Genomic DNA, 16,270 nt, shown 5'->3' on the forward strand with positions numbered 1-16,270 from the left:
TGTTAGTATCGATTGAGCTTTCGTTCTATTGTATCTAAACGATTATTAACATTTTGTAATTGTTTAAACATTTGCTTCATATAAAGATTTTGATCTTGGGTTTCAGTAGTTTTGGCTTGTGCCAATTCTTCCTCCTCCTGCAGAGCCAATATTGTGGCAAGGGTGGATAATGAGTAACCAAGTGTTAATATGATGGAGGCAATTACTTCAACTTTTGAAGAGGTGATTTCTCCAGCTAGTAAACCTGATTCTTCCGTTAAGTCTTCTACCTTGTTTTTTTTCATTTTTTCCCCTCCCATACAGCTAATATATGGGGTATGAGGCATTAACGTATCTTGTCCAATTTTAATCTTTATCGGATAAATACTCATCATTAAATAATTGTTTAGTATTTGTAATTTTCTAATAATTACATTGATTTTTCCATTTAAATATAGCATTATAGTAGGAATAAACAAGACGTTTAGAGGGGGAATTGGTGTGAATAAGGACTTTAAATATTGTAAGGAATCAAGAGTGATGCGTACAAGTCGTGTATTTCCAAACGATGTGAATAATCATAATACATTATTTGGCGGACGATTGATGAGCGATATTGATCAAGTTGCTTCCATTTCAGCTGCAAAGCATAGCAGAAGAGATTGTGTTACAGCCTCAACTGATTCAGTCGATTTCCTACATCCCATTCGCCCAACAGATTCGGTTTATTTCGAATCCTATGTAACTTGGACGGGAAGGTCTTCTATGGAGGTTTTTGTTAAAGTCATTTCTGAAAACTTGAAAACTGGGGAGAGAAAGGTGGCAGCGACTGCATTATTAACTTTCGTGGCATTGGATGAAAATAACAAACCAGCACTGGTCCCACGAGTAATACCTGAAACAGTAGAAGAGACAAAATTGCATGAAACAGCTTCAGAACGAGCGAAGGCCCGTGCTGAACGTAAAAAGGAAAGTAAAGCATTAGCGCAATTTATATCTATGAATGATCCATGGGATTATCGGCTAGAAATGATGGAGAATTATATGTAAAAAAAGAGGGATGTCTCAAATGACTTTGAGACATCCCTTTCATTCTTATATTTCTGTTACTGTTACGTGTGGAGCACCAAAGCGTGATTTCGCTCCATGCATGACAGGACCTACATATTCATTTAGCGCCCAGCCATGTGCAATAGCTGCCGATACAAACTCTTTTGCTTCAATGACAGAATCTTTAATAGTAAGACCATTCGCAAGATTCGCTGTGACAGAGGCAGCAAAAGTACAGCCTGCACCGTGGTTATTTGTGGATGCAACTTTTTCAGATTCTAATAAGTAGAATGTTTCACCATCAAAGAATAAGTCTATTGCTTTTTCAGTAGCTAGGGCTTTTCCACCTTTTATGACAACAGCTTTAGCTCCTAGTTCATGGATTTTACGAGCAGCAATCTTCATGTCGTCAATGTTTTTTGGTGTACCTGTGCCAGCTAATTGTCCAGCTTCAAACAGGTTTGGTGTTGTTACCGCTGCTAGTGGTAAAAGATGCTGAATCATGGCATCTGTGTTACCTGGATTCAGTACTTCATCGTCACCTTTACATACCATAACAGGATCGATGACCACATTTGTAGTCCCTGAATTTGCAATAGCCTTTCCAGCAATACGAATAATTTCTTCTGTTGAGAGCATTCCTGTCTTAATGGCATCAATTCCTGTGGAAAGTGCTGTGTCAATTTGTTTTTGTAGTAAATCAGTTGGCAAAGGTGTGACGTTATGTGTCCAGCCGTTAGGGTCCATTGTTACGACAACTGTTAATGCCACCATCCCATATGTACCGTGCTCTTGGAATGTTTTAAGGTCAGCTTGCATTCCTGCACCGCCTGATGTATCTGAACCAGCAATTGTTAATGTTTTTTTTAGAGTCATGTAAAGGATCTCCTTTATCGTTAAGAGTTATAAAATTAACATCTAGTATAGTCCGATTCTGATTCTATAAAAATAGCCAGAATACTATATTTTTATATGGTCAGTTTCAACTGATGCTTGAATTCATCTTTAATTTTTTGTACCGTTGTAAGAAGAGAAAGGGGCTTAATGAACGATGAAACAAGTATTCCCGAATGATTGGCAAGAAGTACTCAAAGAAGAATTAGAAAAACCATATTATCAAAAACTACGTCAATTTGTCGCAAATGAATATTCGACACAAACTATTTATCCACCAATCAATGATGTGATGAACGCATTCTATACAACAGCATATCATGATGTGAAGGTTGTTATTTTGGGACAAGACCCTTATCATGGGCCTAATCAAGCGCATGGGCTAAGCTTTTCTGTTAAACCAGGTATTCCACATCCTCCTAGCTTACGGAATATGTTTCAAGAGCTACAGGATGATTTAGGCTGTCCAATTCCTGAAAATGGAACGCTAACAAAGTGGGCTGAACAGGGTGTTATGCTATTAAATACGGTGCTTACAGTTCGAGCAGGACAAGCGAATTCCCATAAAGAACAAGGGTGGGAGCAATTTACCGATGCTGTTATCGATCTATTAGCTGCAAGGGAAGAACCACTAATTTTTGTATTGTGGGGCAAACCAGCGCAACGCAAAAAGCAATTAATCCGAAAATATAAAACACCACATGTCATACTCGAAGCGCCACACCCAAGTCCATTAAGTGCTTATCGAGGATTCTTTGGTAGTAAACCTTATTCAAAGATTAATCAACAATTAGTGGAGTGGGGCAAGCAGCCGATTGATTGGTGTTTAGAATAGATTGGCACAAATCGTTTGCTTTATACGCTTTAGCAATCATGTTACATTTAATATAGAAGAAAGTGAGGGACATTGATGAAGGTGAATTGTTTTAAGTGTCAATTTTTTAAAGTAACCTGGGACCCTCAAAACCCACGAGCATGTGCAGCTTATGGCTTTAAAACAAAGCAAATACCATCCGTTGTTGTGAAGCAATCCTCGGGTGTAGATTGTTTAAAATTCGTACCAAAAGTAGAAAGTGGGAGAATGTAATGATTTCTTATCAGGCCGTTATACAGCAACTTGAAAAACAATTATCTTACGCAAAAAATGCGGGAAATGATCAGCAAATTCGTGAGGCACTTACAGCCATTCGAGCATTATGTGATGTGGTGTTAGATTCTTCAAGTGATGCACCATCTATCACTCCTCATAAGCATGTACCGCAAATGCTTGTATCAGAGTCAAAACCATCCACTTTATATACAGCAAAGATTGAAGAAGATGGAGCCAATGGCGATTCCATTTTTGATTTTTAATCCATTTTAAAGGTAGGGTAACGAAAATGAAAAGATTTATCGTGACAGGTGCTCTTCATGGCCTATTAGCAGTAGCATTCGGTGCATTTGGTGCACATGCTTTAAAGGAAATTTTAGATGAATATAGTCGAGGTATTTGGGAAACGGCTGTTCAATATCAAATGTTTCACGCTACAGGATTACTAATCATTGGTCTGTTAATGAGCTCTAAACTATTAGGTGAAGTGAAACAATTAAATCTAGCAGGTATTTTCTTTAACCTTGGTATTGTTTTCTTTTCTGGGAGCTTATATGTTCTGGCGATAAGTGGTATTAAAGTATTAGGAGCTATTACACCAATTGGTGGCGTACTATTCTTAGCTGGATGGCTACTTATTATTTTAACTGCTCTCAAGCATGCTCGCTAATTTTAAGCTGACTCTCTTACATTATTTGTAGGGGGGTTTTTCTTTATTATGAGTCATTTTTCAAAGATAGGGATTTAAATCCTATCCATTTTGTAAGAATTTATAGTACACTACTAATATTACTTGCAATATTTCGAAAATATCAAAAGTGAGGTTACGTAGTATGGAAAAACTATTTACATTACTGGATGCTAACTATAATGAGATGGTAGGGATTCGTCGCCATTTACATGAATACCCTGAATTATCCTTTGAAGAAGTCGAAACGCCATCCTATATAGCTACTTTTCATAGAGAATTGGGTCATGTGGTTCGAGAAGGAGTGGGAGGACGTGGCGTCGTAGCGATATTACGTGGCGGAAAGCCGGGCAAAACGGTGGCTTTACGAGCTGACTTCGATGCATTAGCGATTCAAGAAGAAAATGATGTACCTTACAAATCTAAAATAGCTGGAAAAATGCATGCATGTGGACATGATGGACATACAGCTACATTGCTTGGGCTAGCTAAGGCATTAAATGCGATGAGGGACCAAATTGAAGGCAATGTCGTATTTATTCATCAGCATGCAGAGGAAGTGGCTCCAGGTGGAGCTAAGCCGATGATTGAGGATGGTTGTTTAGAAGGTGTAGATGTTATTTTTGGTACACATTTATGGGCACCTACACCATTAGGAGAAATATTAGTGAAAGACGGAGCCATCATGGCTGCCGCGGATAAAGTAGAAATAACGGTACAAGGAAAGGGTGGTCATGGCGCAGAGCCTCATCATTCTATTGATGCAGTTACCCTAGCCTCCCAATTTGTCGTTAATGCTCAACAGCTTGTTTCAAGACGAATTGACCCATTGAAATCAGCTGTTTTAACAATCGGTCATTTTGAGGCAATTAATCCGTTTAACGTTATAGCTGATCGGGTAGTTTTAGCGGGGACAATTCGTACATTTGAAGAAGAAGTACGCATACAAATGGAACAAGAGTTAGAAGCAGTATTAAATGCGACTTGTCTGGCATTTGGGGCAAGTTACGAATATCGTTACACAAGGGGTTATCCACCTGTTTATAACCATCTGAGAGAAACCGAGTTTTTGGCACAATTGGCGTCGACTGTACCAGGGGTAGATCAAGTAATAACATGTCCGCCATTTATGATTGGGGAAGACTTTGCGTATTATTTAGAAAAAGTACCAGGCACATTTTTCTTCACAGGAGCTAAAAAGCCAGAATGGGAAACGGCTTATCCGCATCATCATGCACGCTTTGATTTTGATGAACGTGCTATGCTAATTGCAGCAAAAACCTTAGGTAAAGCAACCTTAACGTATTTAAAAGAAAATTGAACATAGCGAATGATAAAAATCCGCATACGCCCATCGACTTTTGGTCAGTGAGTGTATTGCGGATTTTTACTTAGAGATAGAATTATGGATTTTGATTAAAGTAAGCCATTTCCTCATCATACTCAGCAAAATCGAAATAAATCATAGGGAAAAGAAAACGATGATTAGACTTAAGCTCACGAATAATGACATGATCTCGACCAGCTGCTTCTACCACACCACGAACAGTTTTTGTGTTTTTTCCCTGCTCTACTGCGTGCTCAAAAGAAAAATGGAAGGTAGCTGGTTTTCCACGGTTCAAACGTAAAATATTTTCTATATAGGACTCCTCACGGCCAGGTGGTCGTCCGCTCGGAAGTGTGACTGGAGGAGGAGTCATTTGTTGTTGCGTTGTTGGTGTCCAATAATAAGGCATCATCAATTATCAACCTACTTTCTTTTTAAATTTGAGGACAATCTTGTTCAGTTGGCGAGAAAAAACAATGGGATTTGAACCTGCCAGTATTCCATTGGCCATACCATTGTGCAGGACAATCACCTGCTGGCATGAAAAACCACAAAGAGCGGGTAGCTGGATGAAATCTTTCACCCTGAATTACCCTTTTAGCTAACCGGATATCTTGATCACGTGCTCTTTGATAAAAATAACCCTTTTGTGTTGCCTCAAAGCCTCCCGGACGCTGATAAACCATTTGTTCAATTGTTCGAATATCACCAAAATCTAAACAATCACCTCTTACACGATTAACGCCAACATTCCCAACCATCAGCATGCCTAACTCTCCTTCGCCTTCTGCTTCGGCACGCATTAGTCTTGCAAGTAGGGCTGTCTGTGCATCATTCGTCTTAATAACAGCGATTTTCATACCTCCTCGCAGACAGTATATGCACGAAGGTATAGTAGTCATGTTCAATTTTGTTAAGAAAGACAATCACATATTAAAGTTACTATGCATATAGTAGTAATAACGACAAGTACGTAGAAAATACTTCAAATCCTGCAAGACCCGATAGTTTTTATAGCAAAAAGGGTAAATAGAAAGAAATAGATTTAGGGGAACGTGAGATCAATGAATTGCATGTGTATCTAATACATGTGAGGTGATGGCTTATGGAAATTGGCGTTTGGTTTGGGATCTTATTAAGTGCAGTACTGGCCTTTCTATTAGGGGAGTTTTATGGACAGCCGCTCCACTGGTATCTCTTTATTGTTATTATAGTGATTGGTTTTTTTATTCAAACGGTTATCTTAATTTTAAAAGTAAAGAACGAGAGCTCTTAATGAGGTATATAGAAGAAACGTGTTGAGGTTAAGAAAGTGTCATCGCTAAAAGATGGCACTTTTTTATATTGTGAGTAAAAGGGTGGAAAGCAGGGCATCAGGAAAAATGCCTTTACAATGCTTGTTTTAGCTGAAATCCAATAAGACATAATTATTCTTGCCTAGTAAGTATATTAAAAATATAGCGTGACATACTAAAATTGACTTTATTTTTGCTTTTATGAAGGAGCGTTTCCATGCGTATTTTTAGTATGTTTGTAGCGATCATCATCAGCGCTTTTCTGGCAGTTGGAATAGCAGAATATTATCATCAACCATATAATTGGTATTTAGTTTTTCTTATGATTCTAACTGGGATTTTTATTCATATTATTATTTTAATATTCGAATCCGAGAATGCAGAAGAAAACGAAATTTAAAAATGCGAGTCCGTCAATATGGACTCGCATTTTTAATTAGATATTAAACAGTTAAGAATTTAACCAATTTATCTTTATCAAGAAGGTTTCCGACGAAAAATTCCCCGAATTCGCCATAGCGTGCTGACACTTCGTCAAAGCGCATTTCATATACTAATTTTTTGAATTGCAGTACGTCATCAGCAAATAAAGTTACGCCCCATTCGTGATCATCGAAGCCTACAGAGCCAGTGATAATTTGTTTTACTTTACCAGCATAGCCGCGACCAATCATTCCATGTGAACGCATTAATGATTTACGCTCATCCATTGATAGCATGTACCAGTTGTCGTTCCCTTGACGGCGTTTATCCATTGGATAGAAGCATACATATTTAGCGCGCGGAAGTTCAGGATATAGACGCGCACGTACATGTGGATTTTGGTAAGGATCTTCATTTGACTCGCCAGCTAAATAGTTTGAAAGCTCTACCACAGATACATAAGAATATGTAGGAATTGTAAAATCTGCAATAGCTAATTTATTGAATTCTGCTTCAAGCTCTTGTAACTCATCCATTGTTTCACGCAATGTCATAATCATAAAGTCAGCTTTTTGACCAACGATTGCATAGAAAGCATGAGCACCTGTTTTAGCTACGTCTGCTTCGTTCAGTTTTTCTAAATAAGCAATAAATTCCTCTACTGCTGCTTGACGTTCCTCAGCAGAAACAAGTTTCCAAGATGCCCAATCAATTGAGCGGAAATCATGTAAAGCGTACCAACCATCTAACGTAATTGCTGCTTCATTCATTATTGAAAACACTCCTTTATAAGTGAATACCATTCAAAAATTAGTTTATCATAGTTTGTACAAAAACCCTAAGTTCATGATAGTAATTCACGAATTTGACACCATCTAAAGATCATGTATTCTAAAGAGAAGAGATGTAATAAGAGGAGTACCAAAATGAAACATATTTTACAACAGCCAATTTGGCGTTATTATGATCAATCCATTAGTGCGAAGCAAAGATCACCGCTTGAATCTTTTGCGACGGACGATACATTGTGCCAATTAGTTGGCCAATTGATGTCTCCTCCAACAATTCGTACATGGGTTCATGAGGCATCTGTTGTGCTAGGTATTCAAGACCATCGGTTACCTTATGTTCAGCAAGGTATGGAATTACTAGAATCTAGAGGCTATCATCCTATTGTTCGTAATTCTGGTGGACTAGCGGTTGTGCTAGATGAAGGGATTCTTAATATTTCCATTGTATTGTCTGAACAAAAAGAGTCGCTCAGTATAAACGAGGGCTATGATGTGATGGTGGACCTTGTGAAGGGATTGTTCCCAGAAGTAGCTGAAAAAATTGAGGCTTATGAAATAGTGGGCTCTTATTGCCCAGGTTCTTATGATTTAAGTATTGATGGGAAAAAATTTGCTGGTATTTCACAAAGACGCTTACGTCAAGGGGTGGCAGTGCAAATTTATTTATGTATTGAGGGGAGTGGCTCACAACGCGCGGCACTTATCCGTGACTTTTATGAAGAGAGCTTGCAACAAGAGGAAACAAAATTCGCTTACCCTCAAATCGTGCCAGAAGTCATGGCTTCGCTATCAGAGCTTATAGACCCTCATTTAACAGTAGAAGCGGTTGTTATTCGTCTACAGCAACTACTTAATCAGTGGGCCGAGGAAGTACATCCACAGTCCTTTTATGACGAAGAATTAACGTTGTATGGTTTTTATTTACAGCGCGTTTTTGAGCGCAACACCAAAATGCTTGAACGTAAGTAAGCTGGTTGATTATATGAAACAGAAAAAGCGATGCGGCTAATTTAGCGCATCGCCATTTTCTGGTTGATAAATAGAACTGCTAGTTACAAGATTTCCGTTCTTCTCCATTTTAAAAACAGGTGCAATTCGCTCTTCCTCTTCATCAAGCGTAACAAGACGTCTAGCACGATTCATAATTTGTACAAATTGCTCGTAATCTTTGCGAATCGCTCGATTTTCCTCTTCTAGTTTTGTAATGGTTTTCTCTAGTTTTTTATTTTTCTCAGATGTTACATGTACAAGTTGTCGCCATTTTGAAGATTCATTTCCTACTTCACCAGAATGCTGTAAACGTAGTAAATAAGCTATGACAATATCAAGAGAAAGGGCAGATAGTGGAATTGATTTTCCTTCTGCAGCACTATTATTTACGGTAAACATACTAGAAGCACGGCGTCTTGCTGGCGCTCCCAACACTCGCATTCTCTCTTTTCTTTCCTTTTTAGCTTCTGCTAATTGTTCCTCGTATTCTTTACGAACAACGGCATTCCAACGAAAACCACAGGCTGCCGCAGTACGATTTAATGCATCGCCTGCTTCCTCAAAGGCATTAAGCTGTGTGCTTCCTTCTGTTACATGACGGATTACAGCCTCTGCTAGTAATTCATCGTTTTCTTTTAACCAAGCATCTTGTCTTACTTTACTCATATTAAAATCCTCCCACCTTTATCTGGAACTTGTTATTTAAGATTAGCATGACCAATCTTTTAACCTTTTATTCATCTATGTAGAAGGAATTATGCTTGAATAGAAGGGGAAAAGTGCGATACAATACCCGATGTAGGTTTGTGCACATGCTGCATACTTAAATATGTGAAGGTCATGTGTTCAATAGAGCGAGATTATGTTTGAAAAAATACTATATAGAAAGGGTTGTTGACAAAATGGCAAACGAATTTAAAGTTTGCGATGAATGTCAGGCCGTTAACTTAAAAACGTTAATTCCAAAATTAAAGGAAATCGATCCTGATGCAACCATCGAAATTGGCTGTCATTCTTACTGTGGTCCAGGACGCAAAAAGACATTTACCTTTGTAAATAGCCGCCCAGTTGCTGCGTTAACAGAAGATGAACTAATGGAAAAGGTTTTAGCAAAATTAAAAAAGTAAAATGAAAAGCTATCTCTACTTGAGGGGATAGTTTTTGTTTTGCTTATTTTTATATGTTGAGAAATTAGACCAATATAAATATAAAAATAATGATAAAGGTAATCGAAATAGGTTGTTAATATCTATAGAAAAATGGCAATAAGTATGCTAGTCCTAGATTTATCGCATATAATAGAACTATAACAAAATGGGGGTGCTATCCAAATGACATATGCAAACGCTAAATTAGAAGAAGAAAAGGTATTTAAAGATCCAGTACACCGTTATGTACATGTTCGAGATCAAGTGATATGGGATTTAGTGGGTACAAGAGAATTTCAGCGTTTACGTAGAATTCGTCAACTAGGTACCACATTTTTAGTATTTCATGGAGCAGAGCATAGTCGCTTTAGTCATTCTCTGGGGGTTTACGAAATTGTACGTCGCATAGTAGATGATATCTTTGTAGGGCGTCCAGATTGGGATGAAAGTGAAAGATTATTAGTGTTATGTGCAGCCCTTTTACATGATTTAGGTCATGGCCCATTTTCCCATGCCTTTGAAAATGTATTTGAGCTTGATCATGAATATTTTACAAGGCAAATTTTGTTGGGAGATACGGAAGTAAATGCGATCTTAAAAAAAGTGGCAGCTGATTTTCCTGAAAAGGTATCCCAAGTAATTGAAAAGACATATCCAAATAAGCAAGTAATTAGTTTAATTTCGAGCCAAATTGATGCAGATCGTATGGATTACTTACAACGTGATGCTTATTTTACAGGTGTAAGCTACGGTCATTTTGATATGGAACGGATTTTAAGAGTAATGCGTCCAAGAAAAAACCAAGTAGTAATCAAAGCAACAGGCATGCATGCGGTGGAAGACTATATAATGAGTCGCTATCAAATGTACTTACAAATTTATTTCCATCCTGTTTCACGAAGTGCAGAGGTAATTTTAAATAATATATTAAAAAGAGTAAAACAATTAAGCTTAGCGGGCTATACATTTAAGCATGAGCCTACTCATTTCCTAGCATTTTTCCGAAATGTTATTACATTAGAGGATTATCTTGCGTTAGACGAGAGTATACTTTTTACATATTTTCAGTTATGGATGCAAGAGGAGGATGCCATTCTAAGTGATTTAAGCCGCCGCTTTGTGAATCGTAAGCTATTTCAATACATTGATTTAGACCCTGGAGTAGAGCTCAATAAATATCAAAAACTCCAAGAGCTTTTCAAAAAGGCAGGATTAGACCCCGATTATTATCTTGTACATGATACAACAGCAGATCTGCCATATGATTTTTATAGACCAGGAGAGGAAGAAGTGCGTGTACCAATTTTTTTAGAAATGAAAAATGGTGAGCTACGGGAGCTTTCACGTGAATCCATTATTGTGGATGCTATCTCAGGGCGTATGAAACGAGATCATAAAATCTATTTCCCATTAGATATCTTAGAGGACGATTCAACAAACTCAACTGTAAAAAAACAAATATTAATGTTATTAAGGAAAGACAATAAATAAATATAAATTTTAAAAATAATAAAGCAGTAAACACGTTCCAGGGGGATGTTGTTTACTGCTTTATTATTTTTAGATAATTGTTTAGAAACTGTTAAGTTGAATTAGATATAATTAATCAATAATTTTGAAATGGAGGTGGTGCCCATTGATTGTTGTGATACAAAAGTGCCGTGAAGATATGTGGAAACATTTGTGAATAATTCTAATGACCTACATTAAGATAATGGTTGAATTTTATTTGCGATGTTTCCATAAAAATTAAAGGAAAGAGAGAGTGACCTATTGTTTGTTCATTCCTTTCCTATACACGAAAGGATCAATCTTTGTAGCAAACAGTATCAGGTATCTCTCTAACTAAAAAAGGAGAGAAACATGAAAAAATTAAACATAGCGATTATTATATTGCTACTTGTATTTCAAACAGTACTTTCACCAATTTCAGTGTTTGCCGACGAGAGTCAACCACCTGTGACTCCTCAAAATGAATCTAGCGAAAATACTGCGATTGATTCTGATGGAGAAGTAGGAAACCAAAATATAACAAGTGAAGATACTGCAGAAGTGAAGATTCCAGGGGAGGAAACAAAGCCAGAAAACCAGCCACAGTTAATAATGCCATTAGGTGCGCCAGTAGGTTATCCTGTTGAAAATATGCAAGCAGATGTGACGATGTCATTTAGTGGCTTAAAGCTCTTTTCACAAGGTGGAGCATTAATTACAAATGCTACAGATTTAGCAAATTATTCAGGGCCAAAACCTAAAAAGGGTGATGTAGTATATCTAAACTACACATTCTCTTTGGATCCAACAATTGATTATGGAATAGGTTCTACGTTCACATTCCAATTACCTGCCAATATGATTGAAGAGTACACAGCAGGTTCTTTTAATCAATCAAGAACATTAACAGAGACTGGTGATTGGTTAGCCTATTCGTCAAGCTATAACAGTGCTACAAAAACAGTAACAGTCACAATAGATAGTGAATTAGAACAAGGGCAATCAGGTAGTATGAACTTTGAGTTTATGGCGAAATTTGATAATTTTGCTGATGAAAGTGAACTTGAACAATCATTAATAATCCCTGTGCTTGGAGGAACAGATGTTCAACTAGACTTTGAATTTGCACCTACAGGTAGTGGGCAATTACTAACTAAAAATGCTGGTTCTATTACACGTGACGCAAGTGGTGAAGTAACGATTCCATGGACAGTTTGGGTGAATACTGGTGGGCAAAAACTTGAAAGTGCAAGTTTGAATGATGTACCAGATATAAAGCATGAGCTGGCAGGAAATATTACAGTTGAGCGATATAAAATAGGTTTGAGTGGATTTAATCCAAATAGCCCAGGTGCTGTAGACGCTACAAGCATTGAAACCTCATTCCCTATCTCATTGACAGATGGATACTATGCATACAAAGTAACATATAACACTGTTGTAACAGCAGATCCAACTGCATCAAGTATGCCATATACAAACGTAGCTACTTTGACAGGGACAAATATCCCTGCTAACACAACAGCCAATGGAACACAAACTGTACAGTATGGACCAAGCTTAGATAAAACAAGAAGTGGCGATAAATATAATTCGACATGGACAATCAAGTATAACTGGCTAGGTCAAAAAATACCTGCTGATAAAGCGAAACTAACAGATACACTAACAGGCTCGTCGCCAACAACTGGTAAGCATAAAATTGATTACAGTAGTTTTGAAGTATATCGTGTAACTTTATCGAATGACGGTCAAACGGAGCAATCTTCAATTCTGTTAAGTGAAGGTCAAGATTATAGCTTCGATTCACAAAATAATTATAATTTTATAATCAACTTTGATCATTCAACAAATACTACAGGTCCAGCTGGTGAGGTGACATCAGCGTTTAAAGTTGTCTATGATACAGAGCTGGAAGATGAATTTGTTACAGATGCAAATACGGGCACGATTACAAATACTGTAACAAGAGGAGATAGTGGTTCAGACACAGCAACTCTAGACCTGGCTTCAAACATCTTTAATAAAGCACGCGGGGCAATTGACTATGTAAACAAAACAATTACATGGACTTTAACCATTAATGCTGAGAAAGATTTGAAAAACTTTGTAATAGAAGATGACTTTACAACCACAAATAAAGCTGGAGAAACGTTAAAACACACTTTAACACCATGGAACGGTACTGACTTCTATGAGGTTACTGGTGCAAATGGTTTAACGTACACGATTACAGATAAGGGGGGGAGTGCCCCAACTATAGGCAACGAAGGTTTTAAAATGGAATTTTCAAGTGACATTCCAAAAGACCGCACAGTTACTATTCGATACAAAACAAAGTACGATATTAAGCCAAACGGAGGTGTAGCAACCGCGTATATTAATACGGCTGATGCAACATGGGATGGCGCAATAGATTCTCATAACCAAGCATTAGATAGAACTGCTAATTATACGCCAGATTCTACTTCTCCAACAAACAATAATGGCTACAAAAAAGTTGTCGTAGATAACCAGACACAAGAGTTTTCTTGGCGTATTGGGGTTAATATCAATAAACAAGATATAAATAGTGCTACCTTAACAGATACATTAGGTGCGGGTCATTATATTCCTGTTCCAGATGGTCAAACATTAAAAGATCAAATTACCATATCTAAGCTAAACTTAACAACAGAAGAGGGAACAAAAAATGGTACATTAGATCCTGCTAAATGGACTGTTACAGAAACACTAACAGATAACAAGGTTACAGGTTTTGAAATTACGTTTATTAACCTAGATCCAATTACTGATAACAACGAAGCGTATTTAATTGAATACAAAACAAAAGATGCTGACGATATTTTTGGTCAAAACTCAACGAATGCTCCAAGAGATTACACAAATACAGCGACTCTAGATACTCCACACAATGGAAGCTATAATTATAATGCAACAGCAAAAATTAGTAATCTTGCAAATGAGTTAATTAAAAAAACAGCGACACCTGTTCCAGCCAGCGATATTATTAATTGGGCAGTTACAGTAAATGCTTCTAATTCAAAATTAGGAAATATTACATTAACAGACAAACCATCAAGTAACCAAAAAATATTAACAAATACGTTCAAGAAACAAGAGATTAAACTAAATGCAAATGGGACTTCTCAAAATATAGGATCCCCTATTACTGTGGATGCTAGCGAAATTGTCTTAAATCAAGATGGTAGTTTTAGTCTTAATTTGGGAGAATTAAATGGCAAAGGTTATGTTGTTACGTATTCCACATTCTTTATGGGGGATGGTAACGCGGGTGAAACAATTTCTAATAGTGCCTCTATTGGTTACGCTGGAGCAACAGCTGCAGGTACAAGTGACCACGGTGGCGATAGCAAAACATTTAAATATAGCTCATCTGATACAAGTGCATCAGGTGTTAAGGGTACATTGCAATTAAAAAAATATAAAGTAAATCCTTTAACAGGTAAACGTGAACAGTTTGCTGGTGTTAAGTTTGAATTATGGAATAAAAATAACACAATCAAACTTGATGAAGGAACAACAGATGCAGATGGTACATTGACATTTGAACAAGTGCGTTACGGAAAGTATACGTTAAGAGAGGAATCACCAGCGGGCTATATTGCGATTGCGCCAATCACGATTACAATGGGAGCAAATATAGATATTACTCCAGGTGTGGATGGTAAAGCATATGTTATTGATAACATTGAGGATGTTAATTTAACAAATGCCTGTCCAGCATTCACATTAACAGTGAAAGACATTGATGGTAATGCTATTGCTAATAAAAATGTTAAATTAATTGATAGCAACGGCAACGCAAAATACACGGGCACAACAAATGCTGCGGGGCAAGTATCAGATATTAAGCGACCTGGTACAGGTGGTAAAGAAGTCCAAGCAGGCGTGTATACATTAGTGGACGAAAATGACATTCCTTTAGGTACTGTTACCGTTAAATATGGTACTGGAGAATGTCAAGATACAGTCCAACCTACAAATTCATGTCCTAACTTTAAAATTACTGTAAAAAATGAGAATGGAAATCCACGTCCAAATGTATCAGTTACACTTAAAGATCTAAGTAATACTGTTATAGCTACTGGCACAACAAATAGTGATGGTCAATTCATCATTGATAAAACAACTCCAGCAGGAAAATATAAGCTATATGAGGGTACCCAGTATTTAGGTGAAGTAAATGTTACGTATCACAATGATAATTGCCAAAGTGAAGTACAGTTAGCACCAAAATGTGAAACGTTTGAATTAACTGTCTATGATGTTGATGGTAATTTAGTTGCAGATGGTACTTCAGTAACGGTTAAAAATAAAGATACAGGTAACATTATAGCTACAAAAACTACAAAAGACGGTGTAATTGAATTAAGTGATTTAGAGCCAGGTGTTTACACAGTTGTAGTTGATGGAGAAGAAATTGATGAGTTTGAAAGCAATATCGATTGTAAAGCGAGCGTTCAACCAACACCAAAATGTGAAAACTTCACAGTAATAATCAAAGATAATACTGGCATCATCAAGCCAGGTAACGATGTCATCATTAAAGATAAGTCTGGTAAAGTAATCTCAACAAATAAGGATAAAGACGGAAACTTAACGTTTGTATCTAAAACAACGCCAGCAGGTAAATATAGTGTATATGACAAAAATATTTACTTAGGTGAGATTGAAGTTTCTTATGCAAAAGTGCCTTGTGAAATTACATTATCAATTGCACCAGTTTGTCCAGCCTTTACATTGACAATTAACAATATGTTTGGTCAACCACGTGTAGGCGTAAAAGTAACAATAACAGGTGAAGATGGTATACAGGTTGAAGATAATGGTTCAACAGAGTTTATAACAGATAGTAAGGGTCAAATTACGATCAATAATTCAATTATTAAGCCAGGTAAGTATATTGTAAGGGAGAATGGTAAGACAATTATTGGTACAGTTATCGTGGGTAATACATGCGAGGCTAAAATTCAGCCAAGTCTACCAGTAACACCTCCTACAACTAATCCAGGAAATCCAGATCCAGACCCAGAAAAACCAGTGGATCCGAACAAACCGAATCCAGATCCAGAGAAACCAG

At 37.1% G+C, this 16,270-nt stretch carries 17 protein-coding genes; 11 read left to right on the forward strand and 6 right to left on the reverse strand.

Translation table 11 applies throughout. The annotated features are described in order from the left end of the window. Positions 1-2: 2 nt before the first annotated feature. A complete protein-coding gene (locus tag VK91_RS13350; protein ID WP_048393429.1) occupies positions 3-284 on the reverse strand; it encodes a hypothetical protein in 282 nt (93 codons plus the stop codon). 196 nt (positions 285-480) lie between these two features. On the opposite strand from VK91_RS13350, the gene VK91_RS13355 reads away from it, so the two are divergent. Beyond that, on the forward strand, positions 481-1,029 hold the full coding sequence (locus VK91_RS13355; RefSeq protein WP_004227610.1) for an acyl-CoA thioesterase: 549 nt from the start codon (positions 481-483) through the stop codon (positions 1,027-1,029). A 45-nt stretch (positions 1,030-1,074) separates the two neighbouring features. On the opposite strand, the gene thiD is transcribed toward VK91_RS13355, so the two are convergent. Then, complete coding sequence (gene thiD, locus VK91_RS13360) at positions 1,075-1,905, reverse strand: bifunctional hydroxymethylpyrimidine kinase/phosphomethylpyrimidine kinase (RefSeq protein WP_048393431.1); 831 nt, start codon at positions 1,903-1,905, stop codon at positions 1,075-1,077. A gap of 175 nt (positions 1,906-2,080) precedes the next feature. On the opposite strand from thiD, the gene VK91_RS13365 reads away from it, so the two are divergent. From VK91_RS13365 to VK91_RS13385, 5 genes are all read left to right on the forward strand, one after another. Further along, positions 2,081-2,758: a uracil-DNA glycosylase gene (locus VK91_RS13365; RefSeq protein WP_048393433.1), complete on the forward strand. Its 678-nt coding sequence runs from the start codon at positions 2,081-2,083 to the stop codon at positions 2,756-2,758. Positions 2,759-2,833: 75 nt separating this feature from the next. Then, on the forward strand, positions 2,834-3,010 hold the full coding sequence (locus tag VK91_RS13370) for a hypothetical protein (protein ID WP_048393435.1): 177 nt from the start codon (positions 2,834-2,836) through the stop codon (positions 3,008-3,010). After that, positions 3,010-3,276, forward strand: coding sequence for a YwdI family protein (locus VK91_RS13375; protein WP_048393438.1), 267 nt, complete (start codon positions 3,010-3,012; stop codon positions 3,274-3,276). The genes VK91_RS13370 and VK91_RS13375 overlap by 1 nt, the downstream gene beginning before the upstream one ends. Before the next feature lie 26 nt (positions 3,277-3,302). Continuing rightward, a complete protein-coding gene (locus tag VK91_RS13380) occupies positions 3,303-3,683 on the forward strand; it encodes a DUF423 domain-containing protein (RefSeq protein ID WP_048393440.1) in 381 nt (126 codons plus the stop codon). Between the two features lie 163 nt (positions 3,684-3,846). Next, a complete protein-coding gene (locus VK91_RS13385; RefSeq protein WP_048393442.1) occupies positions 3,847-5,022 on the forward strand; it encodes a M20 family metallopeptidase in 1,176 nt (391 codons plus the stop codon). Positions 5,023-5,104: 82 nt separating this feature from the next. On the opposite strand, the gene gerQ is transcribed toward VK91_RS13385, so the two are convergent. Together gerQ and VK91_RS13395 are read right to left on the reverse strand one after the other, a co-directional pair. Next, entirely contained in the window at positions 5,105-5,440 is a 336-nt protein-coding gene (gerQ, locus tag VK91_RS13390) for a spore coat protein GerQ (protein ID WP_004227629.1), read from the reverse strand. 22 nt (positions 5,441-5,462) lie between these two features. Beyond that, the gene (locus tag VK91_RS13395; protein WP_004227631.1) at positions 5,463-5,888 is read right to left on the reverse strand and encodes a cell wall hydrolase; all 426 of its coding nucleotides are present in this window, start codon (positions 5,886-5,888) and stop codon (positions 5,463-5,465) included. A 245-nt stretch (positions 5,889-6,133) separates the two neighbouring features. Here VK91_RS13395 and VK91_RS22915 point away from each other — a divergent pair, with 245 nt between their 5' ends. Continuing rightward, entirely contained in the window at positions 6,134-6,304 is a 171-nt protein-coding gene (locus tag VK91_RS22915) for a hypothetical protein (RefSeq protein ID WP_004227634.1), read from the forward strand. 462 nt (positions 6,305-6,766) lie between these two features. On the opposite strand, the gene hemQ is transcribed toward VK91_RS22915, so the two are convergent. Continuing rightward, positions 6,767-7,516 carry a hydrogen peroxide-dependent heme synthase gene (gene hemQ / locus VK91_RS13410; protein WP_004227638.1) on the reverse strand — a complete coding sequence of 250 codons (750 nt, stop codon included), beginning with the start codon at positions 7,514-7,516 and terminating at the stop codon, positions 6,767-6,769. Between the two features lie 156 nt (positions 7,517-7,672). Here hemQ and VK91_RS13415 point away from each other — a divergent pair, with 156 nt between their 5' ends. Beyond that, positions 7,673-8,506: a lipoate--protein ligase family protein gene (locus tag VK91_RS13415; protein WP_048393444.1), complete on the forward strand. Its 834-nt coding sequence runs from the start codon at positions 7,673-7,675 to the stop codon at positions 8,504-8,506. A gap of 36 nt (positions 8,507-8,542) precedes the next feature. Here the strand turns inward: VK91_RS13415 and VK91_RS13420 are convergent, their stop codons facing one another. Further along, entirely contained in the window at positions 8,543-9,193 is a 651-nt protein-coding gene (locus VK91_RS13420) for an RsfA family transcriptional regulator (protein ID WP_004227650.1), read from the reverse strand. A 236-nt stretch (positions 9,194-9,429) separates the two neighbouring features. On the opposite strand from VK91_RS13420, the gene VK91_RS13425 reads away from it, so the two are divergent. The 3 genes from VK91_RS13425 to VK91_RS13435 form a co-directional block, all read left to right on the forward strand. Then, positions 9,430-9,654: a DUF1450 domain-containing protein gene (locus VK91_RS13425; protein WP_004227652.1), complete on the forward strand. Its 225-nt coding sequence runs from the start codon at positions 9,430-9,432 to the stop codon at positions 9,652-9,654. Between the two features lie 204 nt (positions 9,655-9,858). Next, entirely contained in the window at positions 9,859-11,166 is a 1,308-nt protein-coding gene (locus tag VK91_RS13430; protein WP_175400723.1) for an HD domain-containing protein, read from the forward strand. 372 nt (positions 11,167-11,538) lie between these two features. Continuing rightward, a partial coding sequence (locus VK91_RS13435) for a collagen binding domain-containing protein (RefSeq protein WP_048393448.1) occupies positions 11,539-16,270 on the forward strand: 4,732 nt, incomplete at its 3' end.

Source organism: Lysinibacillus sp. LK3 (assembly GCF_001043675.1).
Lineage (GTDB): Bacteria > Bacillota > Bacilli > Bacillales_A > Planococcaceae > Lysinibacillus > Lysinibacillus capsici.